At 75.1% G+C, this 21,913-nt stretch carries 2 protein-coding genes; both read left to right on the forward strand.

Annotated features, from left to right (window positions below):
- Positions 1–17 precede the first annotated feature (17 nt).
- The gene (locus C8E87_RS28725) at positions 18–10,943 is read left to right on the forward strand and encodes a non-ribosomal peptide synthetase (RefSeq protein WP_133875961.1); all 10,926 of its coding nucleotides are present in this window, start codon (positions 18–20) and stop codon (positions 10,941–10,943) included.
- Entirely contained in the window at positions 10,940–21,910 is a 10,971-nt protein-coding gene (locus tag C8E87_RS28730; RefSeq protein ID WP_133875962.1) for a non-ribosomal peptide synthetase, read from the forward strand. Before C8E87_RS28725 ends, C8E87_RS28730 begins: the two co-directional genes overlap by 4 nt.
- Positions 21,911–21,913 lie beyond the last annotated feature (3 nt).

The raw sequence follows: 21,913 nt of genomic DNA on the forward strand, positions 1-21,913 counted from the left end.
GTACGAAGGGGAAATCCTTGTCCGAAATCCGAACCGACCGCCACCCGGCGACTCCGGCGCAGGTCGGCATCTGGATCGCTCAGCAGCTGGAGCCGGACAGCTCCCGATTTCTCTGCGCCGGCTACCTGGACCTCGTCGGCGCCCTCGACGTCGACGTGCTCGCCCGCACAGTGGAGCAGACCGTACGGGAGACCGAGACGCTGCGGCTGCGCCTGGTCGACGAGGACGGGCAGCTGTGGCAGGAACCGGCGTCCGGCACGCCGCGGCCGTTGCTGGTCGCCGACGTGGCCGGCCACCCGGATCCGGCCGCCGAGGCGCACCGCCGGATGGAGCACGACCTGACCTCCGGCGCGGACCTCGCCGGGCCCCACCCACCGCACCGGCACATCGTCCTCCGGCTGGCGCCGGACCGGCACCTGCTCTACTTCCGGTACCACCACCTGGTGCTCGACGGCTTCGGTCAGGCCCTGCACTTCCGCCGCCTCGCGACCGTCTACTCCGCACTGGTCGCCGGCAACGAGCCCCCGGCGGCCCGGCACGTGCCGCTCACCGCCCTCGCGGCCGAGGAGCGCGCCTTCGGAAACACGCCGCGTGGGCGGCGTGCGGCGGCGTACTGGCAATCCCTGCCGGCCGAACCGCCGGCGAACGCCGCCCTCGTCGCCGGGCCCGGCCGCGCCGACGGCCCGGTGACCCGGACCTCGCTGACGCTCCCCGCCGAGCAGGCCGACCGGCTCCGATCGGTCGCCGGCGGCGCCGGGAGCCGCTGGTCGTCGGTTTTCATCGCCGGGCTCGCCGCCTACGTGCACCGGATGACCGGCGCCCGGGATGTCGAGCTGACCCTGCCCGTGACCGCACGGACCACCCCCGGCGCGCTCACCACTCCGGCGATGCTCGCCAACGAGCTGCCGTTGCGGCTGACGATCGAGCCGGCCTCGACCTTCGGCGACCTCGTCCGGCACACCACCGAACAGACCGGTGAGCTGCTGCGGCACCAGCGGCATCGCAGTGCCGAGCTGCGCCGGCGTGGGGGCGGCGCCGGCGTGGTGGTCAACGTGATGGGCTTCCCCGGGTCCCCGGCGTTCGGCGACTGCCGTGCCACCGCGCACCAGCTCTCCACCGGACCGGTGGGCGACCTGGTCGTCAACGTCTACGGCGACCCGGAACAGGGCATCCACGTCGACTTCCTGTCGGCCGCGGGCCGGCCGGACGGCGAGCTGACCGCGCACCGGGACAGGTTCGCCCACCTGCTCGGGCGGCTGTCCGACCGCCCCGGCCGGCCGCTCGGCTCTGCCGAGCTCATGGACGCGGCCGAGCTGGCCCGGCTCGAGGACTGGAACGACACCGTCCACCCGGTCCCCGCCTCGACCCTGCCGGAAGCCTTCGAGCGGCAGGCGCGTAGGGACCCCGGCCGCGTCGCCCTGCGAGCGGGCCCGGTCACCCTCACCTACGGCGACCTCAACGCGGCCGCCAACCGCCTGGCCCGGGTGCTGGTCGCCGAGGGCGTGGGCGCCGAGGACTTCGTCGCGGTGGCCGTGCCGCGCACCGACCAGCTGGTGATCGCCCTGCTGGCCGTGCTGAAGGCCGGCGCGGCGTACTGCCCGATCGACCTCTCCTACCCGGCCGACCGGATCCGCTACATGCTGACCGACGCCGCTCCGGCTCTGCTGCTGAGCACCCGCGAGTCGGCCGGCGCGGTGGCCGGTCACGAGGCGCCGGCCCTGGTGCTGGACAGCCAGGCCACGACGGACCGGCTGACCGCCGCGCCGGGACACGACCTCGCCGAGGCGGAACTGCGGCGCCCGCGAAAACCCCAGCACCCGGCCTACCTGATCTACACCTCCGGCTCCACCGGGGCGCCCAAGGGTGTGATCGGCCTGCACGCCGGAGCGGTCAACCGGCTCGCCTGGGGCGCCTCGGCGTTTCCGTACGCGACGGACGCGCCGGTGCTGGCGAAGAGCTCGATGAGCTTCATCGACGGGTCCACCGAACTGCTGGGGCCGCTGCTGCACGGCGGCGTCGTCGTGCTCGCCGGAGCCTCCGACGGCGCCGGCGCCGGCGACCTCGCCGCCCTGGTGGCCCGGCATCGGGCCGGGCGCCTGACCGTGGTGCCGAGCTTGCTCGGCGCTCTGCTCGACGGCGACGTGGCCGGCCTCGCGACCTGCCGGCTCTGGGTGACCAGCGGCGAGGCCCTGCCACCGGCCTACGCCGACCGATTCGCCCGCGCCCTGCCCGGCGCCGAGCTGGTCAACTTCTACGGCGCCTCGGAAGCCAGCGGGGACAGCCTGTTCGCCGCCTGCCGGCCCGGCGACGTGGCAATCGGCCGGCCGATCTGGAACACCCGGGCCTACGTGCTCGACGACCAGCTGCGCCCGGTGCCGCCCGGTGCGGCCGGCGAGCTCTACGTCGCCGGGCTGGGTCTGGCCCGTGGCTATCTGCGCCGGCCCGCCCTGACCGCCGAGCGTTTCGTGGCCTGCCCGTCCGGGCCGCCGGGGGAGCGGATGTACCGCACCGGTGACCTGGTGCGGCGGCGCCTCGACGGCGCTCTCGACCACCTGGGCCGTGCCGATCACCAGGTGAAGATCCGCGGCTTCCGCGTCGAACTGGGCGAGGTCGAGGCGGCCCTGTCCGCCGGCGCCCACGTCGCCGCCGCGGCCGCCGCGGCGCACCCCGATCCGGACGGCGAGCAGCGGTTGCACGGCTACGTCGTCGCGGCCCCCGGCGAGGACATCGATCCCGCCGAGCTGCGCCGGCACCTGGCCGGCCGCCTGCCGCAACCCCTGCTGCCGGCCACTCTCACCGTGCTGCCGGCCCTGCCGCTCACCCCCAACGGCAAACTGGACCGGGCCGCGCTCCCCGCGCCCCGGCGCGCCGCACCGGGCGAGGGCCGGGCCCCGGCCAACCGGCTCGAGAAGCTCTGGTGCGACCTGTTCGCCGAGGCGCTGCACCTGGACAGGGTGGGACCGGACGACGGCTTCTTCGACCTCGGCGGCCACAGCGTGCTGGCGCTCCGCGTGGCCGGACGGGCCCGCCGGGCCGGGTTCACGGTGACGGTTCGCGACATCATGCAGGTGGTGACGCCGGCCGGGCTGGCCGCGGTCTGCGCCGAGCTGCCCGCCGACGGTGGGAGCGCGTACGCCCCGGCGCCGCCACCGCTGCCCGGCGCCGAGCTCGCCGGCCTGCTCGAACGGGAGCCGGCCGGCGCTGCCGTGGCACCGCTGACCCCGCTGCAGGAGGGTCTGCTCTACATCGCCCAGAACCACACCGCGGCCTCGGATCCCTACACCGTGCAGGTGTCGCTCGACCTGACCGGCCCGCTCGACCCGGACCGCCTGCGGGCCGCCTGGGTGGCCCTGCTGCGGCGGCACACCGGGCTGCGGGCGGGCGTGCGTACCGGGCTCAGCCGCCCCGTACAGGTCGTCACGGACGTGCGGGCGCCCTGGCAGCACCACGACCTCACCGACCGGCCCGCCGACGCCGCGACGCTGCTGGAGGAGCAGCGCTGGGGCCGCTTCACGCTCGAGGACGCGCCGCTGGCGCGCTGTGCCCTGCTGACCCTCGGCGCGCAGCGGCACCGGCTCGCGCTGACCTTCCACCACATCCTCGTCGACGGCTGGTCGCTGCCCGTGCTGGTCCGGGACCTCCTCGCGCTGTACTCCGACGGCGGCCCGGCCGCCCTGCCGCCCGCCCCGTCCCACGTCGACCACCTCGCCTGGCTGGCCGCGCAGGACCGGCCCGCGGCGGCCGAGGCCTGGCGGGACGCGCTGAGCGGGCTGGACGGACCCACCCGGCTCGCCGCGACGACACCGGACAGGACACCCGTACGCCCGCGGCAGGTGACCGTCGAGCTGCCGGCCGAGGAGACGTCCGCGCTCCGCGAGACAGCGCGCCGCTACGGGGTGACCGTCAACGTCGTCGTGCAGACGGCCTGGGCGCTCGTGCTCCGGCTGCTGACCGGACGCGACGACGTGGTCTTCGGCACCACGGTGGCCGGCCGGTCCCCCGAGGTGCCGGCCGTCGACGACATCGTCGGCATGCTCATCAACACCGTGCCGGTCCGGGTGCGGCTGGATCCCGCGGAGAGCGCGGCCGGCGTGTTCGCGCGCCTCTGGAGCGAGTACGCGGCGCTGCTGGAGCATCAGCATCTCGGCCTGGCCGACATCCAGCGGGCGGCCGGCGCCGACGAGCTGTTCGACAGCCTGCTGGCCTTCGAGAGCTACCCGATCGAGCCCGCCGCCCTGGACGACCTCGCCCGCTCGACCGGCCTGCGCCTGGTGGGGATGGACGCCCAGGCCGCGACCCACTACCCGCTGACTGTGATCGTCCTGCCCGGCGACCGCCTCCGGTTCCGGCTCGACCACCAGCCCGACCTGATCACCCCGGAGGCGGCCCGCACGATCGCGGACCGGCTGCTGCGGGCCCTGCGGGAACTCGCCCGCGCGCCCCGGACGCCGGTGTCCCAGGTGGAGCTCCTCGATCCGGTCGAGCGCCGCCAGGTGCTCACAGTCTGGAACGACACCGCCCGGCCGCCGCTCGGGCTGTGTCCCAGCCGGCTGTTCGAGGCGCAGGTCGCCCTCGTCCCGCAGCGTCCCGCCGTCGTGCACGGCGACACCACCCTGACCTACGCCGAACTCGACCGGCGCGCCGAGCGTCTGGCCGGCCTGCTCGTCGAGCACGGCGCCGGGCCGGGCCGCATCGTCGCGGTGGCGCTCGGCCGCGACGAACTGCTCCTGGTGGCCCTGCTGGCGGTGCTGAAGACCGGCGCCGCCTATCTTCCGCTGGACACCGGCCACCCTGCCGACCGGCTCGCCTTCATGCTCGACGACGCCGCTCCCACGCTCGTGCTGAGCTCGACGGAGACCGCGGAACAGCTGCCGGCCGGCGGCCCGCCGCGGCTCCTGCTCGACACCGCGCCGACCCGGCAGCGGCTCGCCGCGGCGGGCCCGGCGTCGCCGCGGGGCCTGCTCAGCCCGGCCCTGCCGGCGTACGTCATCTACACCTCCGGCTCGACCGGCCGGCCGAAGGGCGTCGTGATCCCCGGACACGCGATGGTCAACTTCCTGACCGCGATGTCCGGGCCGGTCCCGCTCACGCCGGCCGACCGGCTCCTCGCGGTCACCACGGTCAGCTTCGACATGTCGGTGATCGAGCTGTTCCTGCCGCTGGCCGTCGGCGCGGCGGTCGTGCTGGCCGACCGTGAGGTGGTCCGTGACCCGGCCGCGCTCGCCGCCGAACTGGCCCGGCAGGACATCACCGCCATGATGGCCACGCCCAGCCTGTGGCACGCGCTGGTCACCGGGACCGACGCCGACCTGACCCGGGTGCGGGCCCTGGTGGGCGGGGAGGCGCTCCCGTCGGACCTGGCCGCCGATCTGGTCCGGCGGACGCGCGCGGTGATCAACCTGTACGGCCCGACCGAGACCACCGTGTACTCCACCACGCTGGCGGTCCGGTCCGAGGCGGGGACACCGGGGATCGGGCAGCCGATCGACAACACCCGGGCGTACGTGCTCGACGCCGGTCTGCGGCCCCTGCCGGCCGGGACGACCGGCGAGCTCTACCTCGCCGGCGACGGCCTGGCCCAGGGGTATCTGCACCGCCCGGGCCTGACCGCGGAAAGGTTCATCGCCTGCCCGTACGGGCCGCCCGGCGAGCGGATGTACCGGACCGGTGACCTGGCCCGGTGGACCCCGGACGGCCGGCTGGACTACCTGGGCCGCGTGGACCACCAGGTCAAGCTGCGTGGCTACCGCATCGAGCCGGCCGAGATCGAGGCCACGCTGGCCGGGCACGAGCGGGTGAGCCGCGTGACGGTGCTGCTGCGCGAGGACCGGCCCGGCGACCGGCGGCTGGTCGCCTACGTCGTGCCGGCCGCCGGAGCCACGCTCGAGCCCGCGGAGCTCCGGTCCTGGGCCGCCGAGGCTTTGCCGGAGTACATGGTCCCGGCCGCGGTCGTCGTGCTGGCGGAACTGCCGAGCACCCCCAACGGCAAGCTGGACCGCAACGCGCTGCCCGCGCCCGACCACGCCGCGGGCCGGTCCGGGCGCGGGTTCCGGTCGCCCACCGAGGAACTGCTCTGCGCCGCGTTCGCCGAGATCCTGGGGATCACGTCGGTCGCCGCGCACGACGACTTCTTCGCGCTCGGCGGCCACTCGTTGCTCGCCACCCGGCTGATCGCGCGCATCCGGTCGGTGGTGGGCCGCGAGGTTTCCGTGCGGCAGCTGTTCGACGCGCGTACCCCGGCCGCGCTGGCCGGGCTCCTCGGCGACTCCGGCGAGGTCCGGCGTCCCGCGCTGACCGCCGGTGACCGCCCCGAGCGGGTGCCGCTGTCCAACGCCCAGCGGCGGCTCTGGGTGCTGCACCGGGTCGACCGGGCCGACGCCGCGTACCACCTGCCGATGGTGCTGCGGATGCGCGGCGACCTCGACGCCGGGGCGCTGCGGGCGGCGATCGGCGACGTGGTGGCCCGGCACGAGAGCCTGCGTACCCTGGTCGCCGCGGACGGCCCCGAGCCCGGCCAGCTGGTGCTCCCGGCCGCCGCGGCGACACCGGAGCTCGTCGCGGCGCCGGTGACCGCGGCCGAGCTCGACGCCGAGCTGACGAGGCTCGCGCGGGAGCCGTTCGACCTGGCCGCCCAGCCGCCGCTGCGTTGCCACCTGCTGCGCCTCGACGAGAACGACCACGTGCTGGTGCTGGTGCTGCACCACATCAGCGGCGACGGCTGGTCCTTCGGGCCGCTGGCACGGGACCTGGCCACGGCGTACACGACCCGGCGGCAGGGCCGGGCGCCGGAGTGGGCGGAGCTGCCCGTGCAGTACTCCGACTACACGCTCTGGCAGCGGCGGCTGCTCGGCGACGCCGCCGATCCCGGCAGCGTGCTGGCCCGCCAGCTCGCGTACTGGACCGAAACGCTGGCCGGGCTCCCCGAGGAACTGGCCCTGCCGGTCGACCGCGCCCGCCCGGCCGTGCCGTCGCACGCGGGACGCCGGGTCGAGGTGTCCGTGACGCCCGAACTGCACGAGCGGCTGGCCGGCCTCGCCCGCGGCCGGGGCGCGACCCTGTTCATGGTGGTGCACGCGGCGCTGGCGAGCCTGCTGTCGCGGGTCGGCGCCGGCTCCGACATCCCCATCGGGGTTCCGGTCGCGGGGCGTACGGACGAGGCGCTCGACGATCTCATCGGGTTCTTCGTCAACACCGTGGTGCTGCGGCTCGACCTCGAGGACGACCCCACCTTCGCCGGTCTGCTGGACCGCTCCCGCGAGGCTGCCCTCGCCGCCTACGCGCATCAGGATCTGCCGTTCGAGCGGCTGGTCGACGCGCTGAAGCCGGCCCGGTCGCTGTCGCGGCACCCGCTCTTCCAGGTGATGCTCGCGCTGGACAACACCGGCAACGACGCCGCCCGGACGTCGATCGTTGCGCTGCCGGGCCTCGACGTCGACATCGAGCCGGTGGATCCCGGGGACGCCAAGTTCGACCTGTCCCTGTCGCTGGACGAGCTGCACGGGCCGCAGGGAGCACCGGGCGGCCTGCGCGGGTTCCTCGAATACAGCACCGACCTGTTCGACGAGGCCACGGCGCGGGATCTCGCGGCCCGTCTCGGCCGGCTGCTCGCCGCGGTCGCCGCCGACCCGGACCGGCCGGTGAGCCAGATCGACCTGCTCGACCCGGACGAGCGCCGGCAGCTGACCCGATGGAACGACACCGGTCACCCCGTGCCCGGCGAAACCCTGGCGGCCCTGCTGAACGCGCAGGCGGTCGCCGCCGCCGACCACACCGCTGTCGTCTTCGAGGGAACCGAGCTGACCTATGCGGAGTTCGACGCGCGGGCGAACCGGCTCGCCGCCGAGCTGCGCCGGGCCGGCGTCGGACCGGAGCGGGTGGTGGCGGTCGCGGCGCCCCGGTCGGTGGAGCTCGTGCTCGCGCTCGTGGCCGTCGTCAAGGCCGGTGGCGCCTACCTGCCCGTCGAACTCGACCACCCGGCCGACCGCATCGCTCACATGTGCCGGGACGCGGCCCCCGTGCTCGCGCTGACCACAGTGGATGCCGCCAAGGCGCTGCCGGCCGACGGCCCGCCCCGGTTGCTGCTCGACAGCCCGCGGATCCGGCGACTGCTCGCCACCGGTGACGCGGCCGCACCGGCGCTCGACGACCTCGACCCGGCCCACCCGGCGTACGTCATCTACACCTCCGGATCGACCGGCCGGCCGAAGGGTGTCCAGGTCAGCCACCGCGCGATCGTCAACCGGCTGGCCTGGATGCAGGGGATGCACCGGCTCGACGCCACGGACCGGGTGCTGCAGAAGACGCCGTCCGGCTTCGACGTCAGCGTGTGGGAGTTCTTCTGGCCGCTGCTGACCGGCGCCGCCCTCGTGGTGGCCCGGCCCGACGGCCACCGCGACCCGCAGTACCTGGCCGAGCTGATCACGTCCCGGCGGGTCACCACCGTGCATTTCGTGCCGTCGATGCTGCGGCCGTTCGTCGAGCACGTCGACGGCCGGGGCTGCCCCACGCTGCGCCGCGTGTTCGTCAGCGGCGAGGCGCTGAGCCGCGAGCTCCAGCGCCGGTACCACCAGGCGATCGGCGCGCCGCTGCACAACCTGTACGGGCCGACCGAGGCCGCGGTCGACGTGACCTTCCACGAGTGCCGTCCGGACGCCGGGGACGGTCCCGTGCCGATCGGGCGCCCCATCTGGAACACCCGGCTGCACGTTCTCGACGCCCGCGGACGCCAGGCGCCCCCGGGTGTGTCCGGCGAGCTGTACCTCGCGGGCACCGGACTGGCCCGGGGCTACCTGAACCGGCCCGGCCTCACCGCGGAGCGCTTCGTCGCCGACCCGTACGGCCCCCCGGGCTCCCGGATGTATCGCACCGGTGACCTGGTCCGACGCCGCCGCGACGGCAGCCTGGACTTCCTCGGCCGGGTCGACGACCAGGTGAAGCTGCGCGGCCTGCGGATCGAGCTGGGGGAGATCGAGACGGTGCTGGCCCGCCACCCCGGCATCGCGGCCTGCGCGGTGGTGGTTCGCGAGGACAGGCCGGGCGACCAGCGGCTGACCGGCTACGTCGTGCCGTCCGCAACGCCCGCCGTCACCCCGGACGACCTGCGGGTGCACCTGGGCGGCGAGCTGCCGGAGTACATGGTGCCGGTCGCCTTCGTCACGATGGACGCGTTGCCGGTGACCACGAACGGCAAGCTCGACCGGCGTGCCCTGCCCGCCCCCGCCGTCGATCCCGGCGGGCGGTCGCGCCCGCCCCGCGGTGACCGCGAGATCCAGCTCGCGGCCCTGTTCGCCGAGGTTCTCGGTGTGCCCCGGCCCGGCGCCGAGGACGGCTTCTTCGACCTCGGCGGCGACAGCATCCTCGCCCTCGACCTGGTCGGCCGCGCCCGCCGGGCCGGCCTGCTGATCAACGTCAGGGACGTCTTCGACCGGCGTACGGTGGCCGGCCTCGCGGCCGTCGCCACGCCGCTGGACTCCGGCCCGGCGGAACCGGCGATCTCGCCGATCGGCGAGCTGCCGGCCCTGCCGCTGATGCGGCGCTTCGCCCGTTCCGGCCACGACGAGCAGTTCCACCAGGCGATGCTGGTGCGGATGCCGGCCGCCGCCGGACAGGCCGACCTCACCGCCGCCGTGCAGGCACTGCTCGACCACCACGACGCCCTGCGCCTGCGCCGCACCGATCCCGGCGAGCCGGGGCTGGAGGTCCGCGAGCGCGGATCCGTGGCCGCCGGGCCGCTGGTGCGCCGGGTCGACGCCGCCGGACGCACCGCCCGGGACCTGGCCGAGCTGATGCGGGCCGAGGCGCTGGCCGCGCGCGGCCGGCTGGCGCCCGGCGAGGGCCGGATGGTGCAGGCCGTCTGGTTCGACCGCGGCCCCGCCGAACCGGGCCGCCTGCTGCTGATGGCCCACCACCTGGTCGTGGACGGCGTCTCCTGGCGCATTCTGCTGTCCGACCTGGCCACGGCCTGGCGGGCGTTGTCGGCCGGCCGGGTACCCGAGCTGCCGCCCGTGGGGACGTCGCTGCGGGCGTGGGCCCATCAGCTGCGCGACGACGCCGCGTCGGAGCAGGTGACCGCGGACCTCGGTCACTGGCTGGGGGTGCTCGACACGGCCGGCCTCGGTGCGCGCCGCCTCGACCCGGCCCGGGACACCGCCGGCGCCGCCGGCCACCTCGGGCTGCGCCTCCCGGTCGAGGTCACCCGCGCCCTGCTCGAACTCGCCCCAGCTTTCCGGGCCGGCGTGGACGAGCTGCTGCTGACCGGGCTGGCCCTGGTCGCCACCGACTGGCTGGCGGAGCTGGACGGCGGCCCGGCCGACCGGCTGACGATCTCGGTCGAGGGACACGGGCGGGCCGAGGAGCGCCGGCGCGGCACCGACCTGTCGCGCACCGTGGGCTGGTTCACCAGCCAGTACCCGGTCCGGCTGGACCTGAGCGGGCTCTACCGCGGCGACGCCGAGGCCGCGCTGAAACACGTCAAGGAGCAGTTGCGGGCCGTGCCGGACGGAGGCCTCGGCTACGGCCTGCTGCGTTACCTGAACCCCCGTACGGCGGCCGCCTTCACCGCCCCGGAGCCCGCCATGGGGTTCAACTACCTCGGCCGGTTCGCCGCCGGCGACTCCGACTTCTCCGCCCTGCTGGAGGGCGCCGAGCTCGTCAGCGCGGCCGAGCCGGAGATGCCCCTGAGCCACGCCGTCGAGGTGAACGCGGTCACCGAGGACGGATCGGACGGCCCGCAGCTGGTCGCCCGCTGGACCTGGGCGCCCAGCCTGCTCGACCGGCCCGCGGTGACCCGCCTGGCCGAGCGGTGGTTCGCCTGGCTGCACCGGTTCGCCCAGCGCGCCGGGCAGCTGGACCCGGGCGGCTTCACCCCGTCCGACGTCGCCCTGTCCCATCTCGACCAGCAGGACATCGACCTGCTCGAAGCCGAACTGGAGGCGTTCCGGTGAGCCGAAGCACCCGCCCCATCGAAGACATTCTGCCGCTCTCCCCGGTGCAGGAGGGCATGCTCTTCCACCACGCGTACGACTCCGGCTCGGCCGACGTCTATCACGTCCAGACGATCCTCGACCTCGACGGGCCGCTGGATGCGGCCCGGTTGCGGGTGGCGGCCGAGGCCCTGGTGCGCCGGCACATCGCGCTGCGGACGTCGTTCCGCTACGAGTCGTTGAGCCGGGCGGCCCAGGTCGTCCTGCGGACCGCGGAGCTGCCCTGGGCCGAGGCCGACCTGAGCGACGTGGAGCCGGACCGGCGGGACGCCGAGGAGCAGCGGCTGCTCGACGACGACCTGCGGCGCCGCTTCGACCTCACCGCGCCGCCCCTGGTGCGTTTCCTGCTCGTGCGGTCCGCTCCCGACCGGCACCGGCTCGTGCTGACCAACCACCACATCGTTCTGGACGGCTGGTCACTGCCAGTCCTGCTGAAGGATCTCTTCGCCGGCTACGCCGCCGAGCCGGGCGCCCCGGCCCCGGCCGACGCCCCGCCGCCCCGCGACCACTACGCGTGGCTGGCCCGGCAGGACGCGGCGGCCACCCGGGAGGCCTGGCGCACGACGTTGGCCGGGCTGACCCAGCCGAGCCTGGTGGCCTCCGCGGCCACCACGCCTGCCGAGCCGCCGAGCAGCCACACCTTCGAGCTCACCGAGGCCGAGTCGGGCGACCTGGCGGCCTGGGCGCGCGGGCAGGGCCTGACCCTCAACACGGTGCTCCAGGGGGCCTGGGCGATCGTGATCGGCCGGTTGCTCGGCCGCGACGACGTCGTCTTCGGCATCACCGTCGCGGGCCGGCAGCCGGAGGTCCCGGAGGCCGACCGGATGGTCGGGATGTTCGTCAACACGGTGCCCCTGCGGGTGGTGCTCCGCCGCTCGGAGCCGCTCGCCGCGCTCCTGTCCCGGATCCAGGACGAACAGGCCCGCATGCTGGGACACCACCACGCCGGGCTGGCCGGCATCCAGCAGGCGCACGGCCTGGGCCCGCTGTTCGACACCTCGATGGTCTTCGAGAACTACCCGCTGGAGGCGGTGGCCGACCGGCCCGTGGCGCCGGGTCTGCGGGTCCGCGGGGTCACCGGACGGGACGCGGCGCACTACCCGCTGGGCCTGATCGCCATGCCCGGCGCGCGGCTGCGTTTCCGGCTGGACCACCGTACGGACGTGTTGCCGGAGGGGACCGCGAGCCGGGTCGCCGGCTTGCTGCTGGGGGTGCTGCGGTCCGTCGTCGCGGGGGCCGACCGGCCGATCGACCGGCTGGACCTGGTGGACCCGGCGGAGCGCCGCCGGGTGGTGGAGGACTTCAACCGCAGCGCCGCCGAGCTGTCCCGGGCGACCCTGCCCGAGCTGTTCGAGGAGCAGGCAGCGCGGACCCCGGAGCGGGTGGCCGTCGTCTGCGGCGACACCCGGCTGACGTACGCCGAACTCGACGCCCGCGCCAACCGGCTGGCCCGGTATCTCGCCGGGCGCGGTGTCGGCGCCGAGCAGCGAGTGGCGCTGGCACTGCCCCGCAGCGAGCTGTTCGTCGTCGCGGTGCTGGGTGTCCTGAAGGCGGGCGCGGTCCATGTCCCGGTCGACCCCGGATACCCGGCCGAACGGATCTCGTACCTGCTCGCCGATGCCGCCCCGGCGCTGGTGCTGACGACGACGGCCGTGGCCGCGGAGCTGCCGGCGGGCGGGCCGGAAAAGGTTCGCCTCGACGAGGAGGACCCGTCGGCCGGGCCGGCCGCGGAGCCGTTGTCCGACCGGGAGCGCGGCGGGCCGCTGCGCCCGGAGCAGGCGGCCTACGTCATCTACACCTCCGGCTCCACCGGCCGGCCGAAGGGCGTCGTGGTCACCCACGCCGGCATTCCCAGCCTGGCCGCCGCACAGATCGAGCGCTTCGCCGTGACCGAGGAGTCGCGGGTCCTGCAGTTCGCCTCGCCCAGCTTCGACGCCGCGGTCTCCGAGATCTGCATGGCGCTGTTCAGCGGCGCCGCCCTCGTCCTGGCCCCGGCCGACCGGCTGCGCCCCGGCGGGCCGCTGACCGAGCTGCTCACCGCCGAACGCATCACCCACGTGACACTGCCGCCCTCGGCGCTCGCGGTGCTCGACCCGGGCACCCTGCCGGGCGTGGGCACGCTCGTGGTCGCGGGTGAGGCGTGCGCGCCCGAACTCGTGGGCCGCTGGTCGCCGGGCCGGCGGATGATCAACGCGTACGGGCCGACCGAGTCGACGGTCTGCGTCAGCATGAGCGACCCGCTGGCCGGCACGGTGACCCCGCCGATCGGCCGGCCGGTCCTCAACACCCGCGTGTACGTCCTGGACCACAATCTGCGCCCGGTCGGCCCCGGCCGGACAGGCGAGCTGTACGCCGCCGGGGCCGGGCTGGCCCGCGGCTATCTGGGCCGGCCGGGCCTGACCGGTGAGCGGTTCGTGGCCTGCCCCTTCGGCGAACCGGGCGGCCGGATGTACCGCACCGGCGACCTGGCCCGCTGGTCGGACGACGGGCAACTGGAGTTTCTCGGCCGGGCCGACCAGCAGGTGAAGCTGCGTGGCTTCCGGATCGAGCCCGGCGAGGTGGAGTCGGCGCTGATGCGCGACCCGGCCGTGGCGCGGGCCGTGGTCGTCGTCCGCGAGGACACCCCGGGCGACCGGCGGCTGGTGGGTTACGTGGTGCCGGGCGGGGTTGCCGACCCGGACCCGGCCGCCGTGCGTGCCCGCTTGGAACGGGAGCTGCCCGAGCACCTGGTCCCGTCGGTCGTGGTCGTCCTGCCGGACCTGCCGACCACGCCCAACGGCAAACTCGACGTCGCCGCCCTGCCGGCCCCGAAGGTCGCGGGCGGCGCCGGCGGGGAACCGCGTACGCCGCAGGAGGAACTGCTCTGCGGCATCTTCGCCGACGTGCTCGGGGCCGCCCGCGTCGGCGTCGACGAGTCGTTCTTCGCGCTCGGGGGCCACTCGCTGCTCGCCACCCGGCTGATCGGCCGGATCCGCACCGCCTTCGGGGTCGACGTCCCGGTGCGCGTGCTGTTCGAGAAGCCCACCGTCGCCGGCCTGGCCGAGGCGCTGGGCGTGGCCGCCCGCAGTTCCGGGCTGACCGCCCGGCCCCGCCCGGACAGGGTCCCCGCGTCGCCGGCCCAGCGCCGGTTGTGGTTCCTGAACCGGCTGCAGGTGGCCGACGCGACCTACAACATGCCGATGGCGTTGCGCCTCACCGGCCCCCTGGACAGGGCCGCGCTCGCCGCGGCGCTCGGCGACGTGACCGACCGGCACGAGAGCCTGCGCACCGTTTTCGCCGAGAGCGCCGACGGGCCGTACCAGGTGATCGTCGAACCGGCGGCGGGCCGCCCCGGGCTGGCCGAGGCCGAGGTCGACGAGGCCGGGCTCCCGGACGCGCTGGCGCGGGCCACCGCCGAGGGCTTCGACCTGGCGGCCCGGACGCCGCTGCGCTGCCACCTGTTCCGGCTCGGCCCGCGGACCCATGTGCTGCTGCTGGTGCTGCACCACGTGGCGGGCGACGCGGAATCCCTGCTGCCGCTGGCCCGCGACCTCACCACGGCGTACACGGCCCGGCATGCCGGAACCGCCCCGCGGTGGGAGCCGTTGCCGGTGCAGTACGCCGACTTCGCCGTCTGGCAGACCGAGCAGCTCGGCGCGGAGGACGACCCGGACAGCGCGGCGTCGCGGGCGCTGACCTTCTGGCGCCGGACCCTGGCCGGCCTGCCCGACGAGCTGGCGCTGCCCACCGACCGTCCCCGGCAGGTCACCGGCGTGCCGCGCGGCGACACCGTGCCGTTCGACATCCCCGCGGCCCTGCACGGCGAGCTGGTCCGGCTCGCCCGCGGCCGCCAGGCCACCTTGTTCATGGTGCTGCACGCCGCGCTGGCCACGCTGCTCAACCGGCTCGGGGCGGGCGCCGACATCCCGATCGGCACGCCCATGGCCCACCGCACCGACGCGGTGCTGCGGGACCTGGTCGGCATCTTCGTCAACACCCTGGTGCTGCGCACCGACGTCTCCGGCGACCCGGCCTTCCCCGAGCTGCTGGCCCGGGTGCGGCAGGCCGACCTGGAGGCGTACGCCCATCAGGACCTGCCGTTCGAGCGGCTGGTCGAGGTGCTCAACCCGGCCCGGTCGATGGCCCGGCACCCGCTGTTCCAGGTTGCCCTGAACGTCGACGGCGCCACCGGGCAGGACGCCGTCCGGTCGCTGGCCGGGCTGCCCGGCCTGACCGCTGTCCCGGAGCCGGTGCCCAGCGCCGTGGCCAAGTTCGACCTGCTGTTCGACCTGTCGGAGCGGTACGGCCCGGACGACGCCGCGGAGGGGCTCGAAGGCCGGCTGATCTACCGCACGGACCTGTTCGACCGCGCCACCGCGGTCCGGCTGGTGGGCCGCTTCCTGGCGGTGCTCGAGACCGCTGTCCGGGAGCCGCGTCGCCCGATCACCCGCTACGACGTGCTGGAACCGGCCGAGCGGGCCCTTGTCCGTCCGGCTCCGGCCGAGCCGGTGGGTGCCGCGGGCGAGACGCTGCACCGTACGTTCGAGGACCAGGCCCGCCGCACGCCCGACGCCGTCGCCGTGACGGCGGGGGAGCGCTCGGTGCGCTACCGGGAGCTCAACGCGGCGGCCAACCGGCTGGCCCGGCTGCTGGAGGAGCGTGGCGTCGGGCCCGAGTCCCGGGTCCTGATCCTGTTGCCCCGCACCGAACTGCTGCCGCAGGCCGCGCTGGCGGTGCTGAAGGCGGGCGGCGTGTACGTGCCCGCCGACCCGGGCTACCCGGCGGAACGGCTCGCCCTGATCGCCGCCGACGCCGCCCCGGTGCTGGCGCTGACAACCCGGTCGCTGCAGGACGCGGTGCCGGCCGGCGTGCCCCGGGTGCTGCTCGACGAGGTGTCCCTGGACGACCGGCCCGGCACCGACAGGCCCGGGCGGGCGCGGCCCGGCAACGCCGCCTACGCCATCTTCACCTCGGGCTCGACCGGCCGGCCGAAGGGTGTGGTGGTCGCCCACCGCCAGGTGCAGCGTCTGTTCACCGCCACCCGGCACTGGTTCGAGTTCGGTCCCGGCGATGTGTGGACGATGTTCCACTCGTTCGCGTTCGACTTCTCGGTGTGGGAGATGTGGGGCCCGCTGCTGCACGGCGGACGCCTGGTAGTCGTGCCGCAGGACGTGAGCCGTTCACCCGCCGACTTCGCCGCGCTGGTCCGCCGCGAGGGGGTGACGGTGCTCAACCAGACGCCGTCCGCCTTCTCCCAGCTGATGCAGGCCGAGGCCGGGCCGCTGCCGGTGCGCCTGGTGATCTTCGGCGGCGAGGCCCTCGACCTGCGCCGCCTCGCCGGCTTCTACGAGCGGCACGCCGGCGACGCGCCCCGGCTGGTCAACATGTACGGCATCACGGAGACGACGGTGCACGTCACCTACCGCCCGCTCGACCAGGCGACGGTGTCCGGCGAGGGCCGCAGCCTGATCGGCGCGACGATCCCCGACCTGACCGGGTACGTCCTCGACGAGCACCTGCAGCCGGCGCCGGTCGGCGTGGCCGGCGAGCTCTACGTGCACGGCGCCGGGCTGGCCCGCGGTTACCTGGGCCGCCCGGCGCTCACCGCGCAACGGTTCGTCGCCTGCCCGTACGACCCGGCGGGCGCTCCGATGTACCGCACCGGCGACGTGGTGCGCCGGACGTCCGACGGCGACCTGCAGTACGTCGGCCGGGCGGACGACCAGGTGAAGATCCGCGGCTTCCGGATCGAGCTGAGCGAGGTCGAGGCGGTGCTGGCCGGTGAGCCGGGCGTTGAGCAGGCCGCCGTGACGGTACGCGAGGACGTGCCCGGTGACCGCCGGCTGCACGCCTACCTGGTTGCCGGGCCGGGCACCGACGCCGCGGCTGTACGGGCCCGCAGCGCCGAGGTGCTGCCGGACTACATGGTGCCGGCCACGGTGACCGTGCTGGAGCGGTTGCCGATGACCGTCAACGGCAAGCTCGACCGAGGCGCGCTGCCGGCCCCGGTCGTCACCGTGGCGGAGGGCCGGGCCGCGTCCTCGGCCGCGCAGCAGGCCCTGTGCGGGGTGTTCGCCGAGGTGCTGGGCCTGCCCCGGGTGGGCGTCGACGACTCGTTCTTCGACCTCGGCGGCCACTCGCTGCTGGCCACCCGCCTCGTCGCCCGGGTGCGGTCCGTGCTGGGTGTGGAGCTCGGGGTCCGGGACCTGTTCGAGGCCCCGACGGTCGCCGCGCTGGCCGAGCGGGTCGCCGGCGCGCCCGGCGCACCGGCCCTCGCCCTGCCGCTGCCGCGTCCCGAGCGGCTGCCGTTGTCGTACGCGCAGCAGCGCCTGTGGTTGATCCACCAGATGGCCGGTCCGGACGCGACCTACAACATCCCGATCGTGCTGCGGCTGAGCGGCGACCTCGACGTGGCCGCGCTGCGGTCCGCGGTCCGCGACGTGATCGAGCGCCACGAGAGCCTGCACACCGTGATCGGGCACGACGGCGGCGGCACGGACGGCCGGCTGATCGTCCGGCGCGACGCGGAGGCCGGTCTGACAGTGGCGCCGGTGGCCCCGGACGAGCTCGAACCCGCTCTGGGCGAGGCCGCTCGGGCCGGGTTCGACCTCACCACCGACCTGCCGGCGCGGTTCCACCTGTTCACTCTCGCGCCCGACGAGCAGGTCCTGCTCATCGTGCTGCACCACATCGCGGGCGACGGCGAGTCGCTGCCGATCCTCGCCGGTGACCTCGCGGCGGCGTACCGGGCGCGGCTCGCCGGTGACGCTCCCGGGTGGCCGGAGCTGACCGTGCAGTACGCCGATTTCGCGGTGTGGCAACGCGAACGGCTGGGTGTGGAGTCCGACCCGGAGTCCGAACTGGGCCGTCAGCTGGCCTTCTGGCAGGAGTCCCTGGCCGGCCTGCCGGACGAGCTGGTGCTTCCCGCGGACCGCCCGCGGCCGCTGGGGGCCCTGCACCGGGCCGGGCGAATCTCGTTCACTGTGCCCGCCGCCGTGCACGACCGGATCGTGGCGCTGGCCCGCGAGTGCCGGGCTACGCCCTTCATGGTGGTGCAGGCCGCGCTGGCGGTGCTGCTGTCCCGGCTCGGCGGGGGAGCCGACGTGCCGATCGGGTCGCCGGTCGCCGGGCGGCGCCACGACGCGCTGGCCGGCGTGGTCGGGTTCTTCGTCAACACGCTGGTGCTGCGCACCGACGTGTCCGGCGATCCGGCCTTCGCCGACCTGGTGGCGCGGGTGCGGGAGTTCGACCTGGCGGCGTTCGAGCACCAGGACGTCCCGTTCGACCGGCTCGTCGAGGCGATGCGGCCGCAGCGCTCGGTGTCCCGGCACCCGCTCTTCCAGGTGGTCCTCACGTTCGACGAGGCCGGCGGCGACGCGCTCGCCGCGGTCTCCGGCATGCCCGGCGTCACGGTGCGGCCGGGCGAGGTCGAGCTGGGGGTGGCCAAGTTCGACCTGACCTTCGCCCTCACCGAGCAGCACGACGACGACGGCCGCCCGGCCGGCTGCGCCGGATCCCTGGAGTACAGCGCCGACCGGTTCGACCCGCTGACCGCCGAGCGCCTGGCCAAGCGTCTGGTGCTGCTGCTCGAGCAGACGACGGGCCGGCCGGGCAGCCGGGTGTCCTCGTTCGACCTGCTGGTCGACGACGAGCGGACGAACCTGCTGGAAACCTGGGCCGCCGCCGAACTGCCGGTCCCGATCGCGTCGGTGCCCGAACTGGTTGCCCGCCACGCGGCCGAGCGTCCGGAATCGGCGGCTGTGCGGTTCGACGGCCGCACCCTGTCCCATGGGGAGCTGAACACGCGGGCGAACCGGCTCGCCCACCGGCTGCTTCGCCTCGGGGTCGGCCCGGAGTCCCGCGTGGCCGTGCTGATGGACCGTTCGGAGCACCTGGTGCCGACCCTGCTCGGGATCGTCAAGACCGGCGCCGCGTACGTGCCCCTCAGCGCGGCCAACCCCGACGGTCGCCTGGAGTGGCTGCTGAGCAGCGTCGGAGCGGGCTTCCTGCTGGTCGACGAGCCGAACCGGGCCCGGGCGGAGGGGCTGAACACCGATGTCACCGTGCTGTCCGCCGACGTCGAGCCCGCCGCGTCGCTGCCGGACACCGATCCGGCCGTCGCGATCTCACCCCGGTGCCTCGCGTACGTGATGTTCACGTCCGGCTCCAGCGGTCAGCCCAAGGGCGTCGCGATCACCCACCTCGACATCGCGGCGATGGCCGGCGACCGGTACTGGGACGACGTCTCGCAGCGGGTGGCGATGCAGTCCCCGCACGCCTGGGACGGCTCGGTCCTGGAGATGTGGGTTCCGTTGATCCGCGGCGGATGCGTGGTCGTGGCCCCGCCCGGCGACGTGGACGTCGACGTGATGGCGAGGCTCATCCGCGAGAACGACGTCACCTCGATGTTCATGACCACCGGCCTGTTCCGGGTGATCGCCGAGGAACAGCCGGAGGCCTTCGCCATGGTGCGCCAGGTGGCGGCCGGCGGCGACGCGCTGCCCGCCGCCGCGGTGCGCCGGGTCCTCGAGCACGCGCCCGCGGCCCGGGTGGTCAACGCGTACGGGCCGACGGAGGCGACGGCCATGTGCCTGGCCTACACCGCCGCTCCGGAGCTGTCGGGCACCTGGCCGGCCGCGGTGCCGATCGGCCGGTCCGCCGACAACATGCGCAACTACCTGCTCGACGAGGGGCTGCGCCTGGTCCCGCCGGGCGCGGTGGGCGAGATCTACACCGCCGGGGCCGGGGTCGGCCGCGGCTACTGGGGCCGCCCCGATCTGACGGCCGAGCGGTTCGTCGCCGACCCGTACGGCCCTCCCGGTGAGCGAATGTACCGGTCCGGAGACCTGGCCCGGTGGAACGCCCAGGGGCAGATGGAGTTCATCGGCCGCGCCGACGACCAGGTGAAGGTGCGGGGCTTCCGGATCGAGCTGGGGGAGATCGAGGCGGTCGTCGCGGCCGCGCCGGGCGTGGTGTCCTGCGTCGTCGTGGTGCGGGAGGACCGGCCTGGCGAGAAGCGGATCGTCGCCTACGTGGTGCCCGGACCGGGCTACGACGTCGGCCGGCTGCGCACGATGATCGTGCGCAACCTGCCCGACTACATGGCGCCGGCCGCGATCGTCGAGCTCACCGAGCTGCCGATGAGCGGGATCGGCAAGCTCGACCGCCGTGCCCTGCCGGCGCCGCAGTTCGGCTCGGAGGCCGGCCGGGCACCCGAGACCGCCGCCGAGCGGCTGCTCGTTCCGTTGTTCGCGCAGGTCCTGGGCCTGGACGAGGCGGCTGTGGACGTCGACGCGGCCTTCTTCGACCTGGGCGGCGACAGCATCATGGCGATCCAGCTGGTCGCCGCGGCCCGCCGGGCCGGTCTGGAGATCACCGCGACCGACGTCTTCACCTATCGGACGGTGGCGGAGCTGGCGGTCGTCGCCCTCCCGGCCGGCACGGCCGAGGCCGAGCCGGTGGCGGAGGCGATCGGTGAGTTCCCCGCCTCCCCGGTCATGCACTGGCTGGCCGAGCGCCGGGCGCCGATCCGGCGGTTCAACCAGTCCACCCTGCTCTGGTCGCCACCGGCGGTGACCCTGGAGGCGCTGGAGGCCACGGTCGCCGCGGTGCTGCGGCGGCACGACAGCCTGCGGATGCGGGTCCGCATCGCCGATCCGGGCGACGCGAACACCTGGACCTGCGTCGTCCCCGAGCCGGACAGGGAACCGTCCGGCCCGCACGTCACCCGCGTGGACGCCACCGCGTTCGGCGACGACGACCTCGACGCCGCGCTCCGCGAGCACGGCACGGCCGCGCTGGAGCGCCTGTCGCCCGAGGACGGCATGCTGCTGCAGGTCGTCTGGTTCGACCGCGGGAACCGGCCCGGCCTGGTCCTGGTGGTGGCCAACCACCTCGCCGTCGACGGGGTGTCCTGGCGGGTCCTGCTGCCCGACCTGGTCGAGGCGTGGCAGGCCGTCACGCGCGGGCGGGAACCGGTGCTCGATCGCGCCGGCAACTCGCTGCGCCGCTGGTCGCGGGCCTCCGCCGAGCTGGCGGCGACGCCCGCGACGCGGGCCGAACTGGAGCACTGGCTCGGTGTGCTGCGCGGCGGCGCCCCGCTCGGCTCGCGCCCGCTGCAAGCCGGCGCCGACACCGTGGGCACGGCCGGCGTGCTCGAGCGGGACCTCCCGGTCGAGGTGACCCGGCACGTCCTCACCACGGTGCCTGCCGTGGTGGGCACGGGGGTGAACGACGTCCTGCTGGCCGCCCTCGCGATGGCGATGGCGCGCCGGGACAACGACCGCGGGGCGCCGCTGCTGGTCGAGGTGGAGGGACACGGGCGGACGGATCCCGCGTTGCCCGGGATGGACCTGTCCCGGACGACCGGCTGGTTCACCGCCCTGCACCCGGTGCTCCTCGACACCGGCGGGGTGAACCTGACCGAGGCGTACGCCGGTGGGGTGGCCGCGGGCTCGGTGCTCAAGCACGTCAAGGAGCAACTCCGCGGCGTGCCCGGCAACGGCCTGGGCTACGGCCGGCTCCGGTACCTGCGGCCGGACACCGCGGCCGCGTTCGCCGGGGCCGGGCACCCGCCGATCGGGTTCAACTACCTCGGCCGTTTCCTGGCCGACGAGACCGGCGACTGGTCGGTCGCCACCGGGCTGCCCCGCCCGCCGGGCGAGGAGGCGGACACGCCGCTCGCCCACGTCATCGAGATCAACGCGTCGGTGACGGAGACCGCGGACGGCCCCCGGCTGACCGCCTCGTGGAGCTGGGCCGCCGCCGTCCTGCCGGAGTCCGCCGTCCGTGAGCTCGCCGACGGCTGGATCGCGGCGCTGACCGCACTGGCCGAGTACGCCCAGCGGCCCGACGCGGGTGGCCTGACGCCGCACGACCTCGCCGTGCCGGGCCTGACACAGACCGAGATCGAAGAGTTCGAGGACGCCCTCGCACCGGACTGGGAGTAACGA

Origin of the sequence: Paractinoplanes brasiliensis, from assembly GCF_004362215.1 — a bacterium.
GTDB lineage: Bacteria > Actinomycetota > Actinomycetes > Mycobacteriales > Micromonosporaceae > Actinoplanes > Actinoplanes brasiliensis.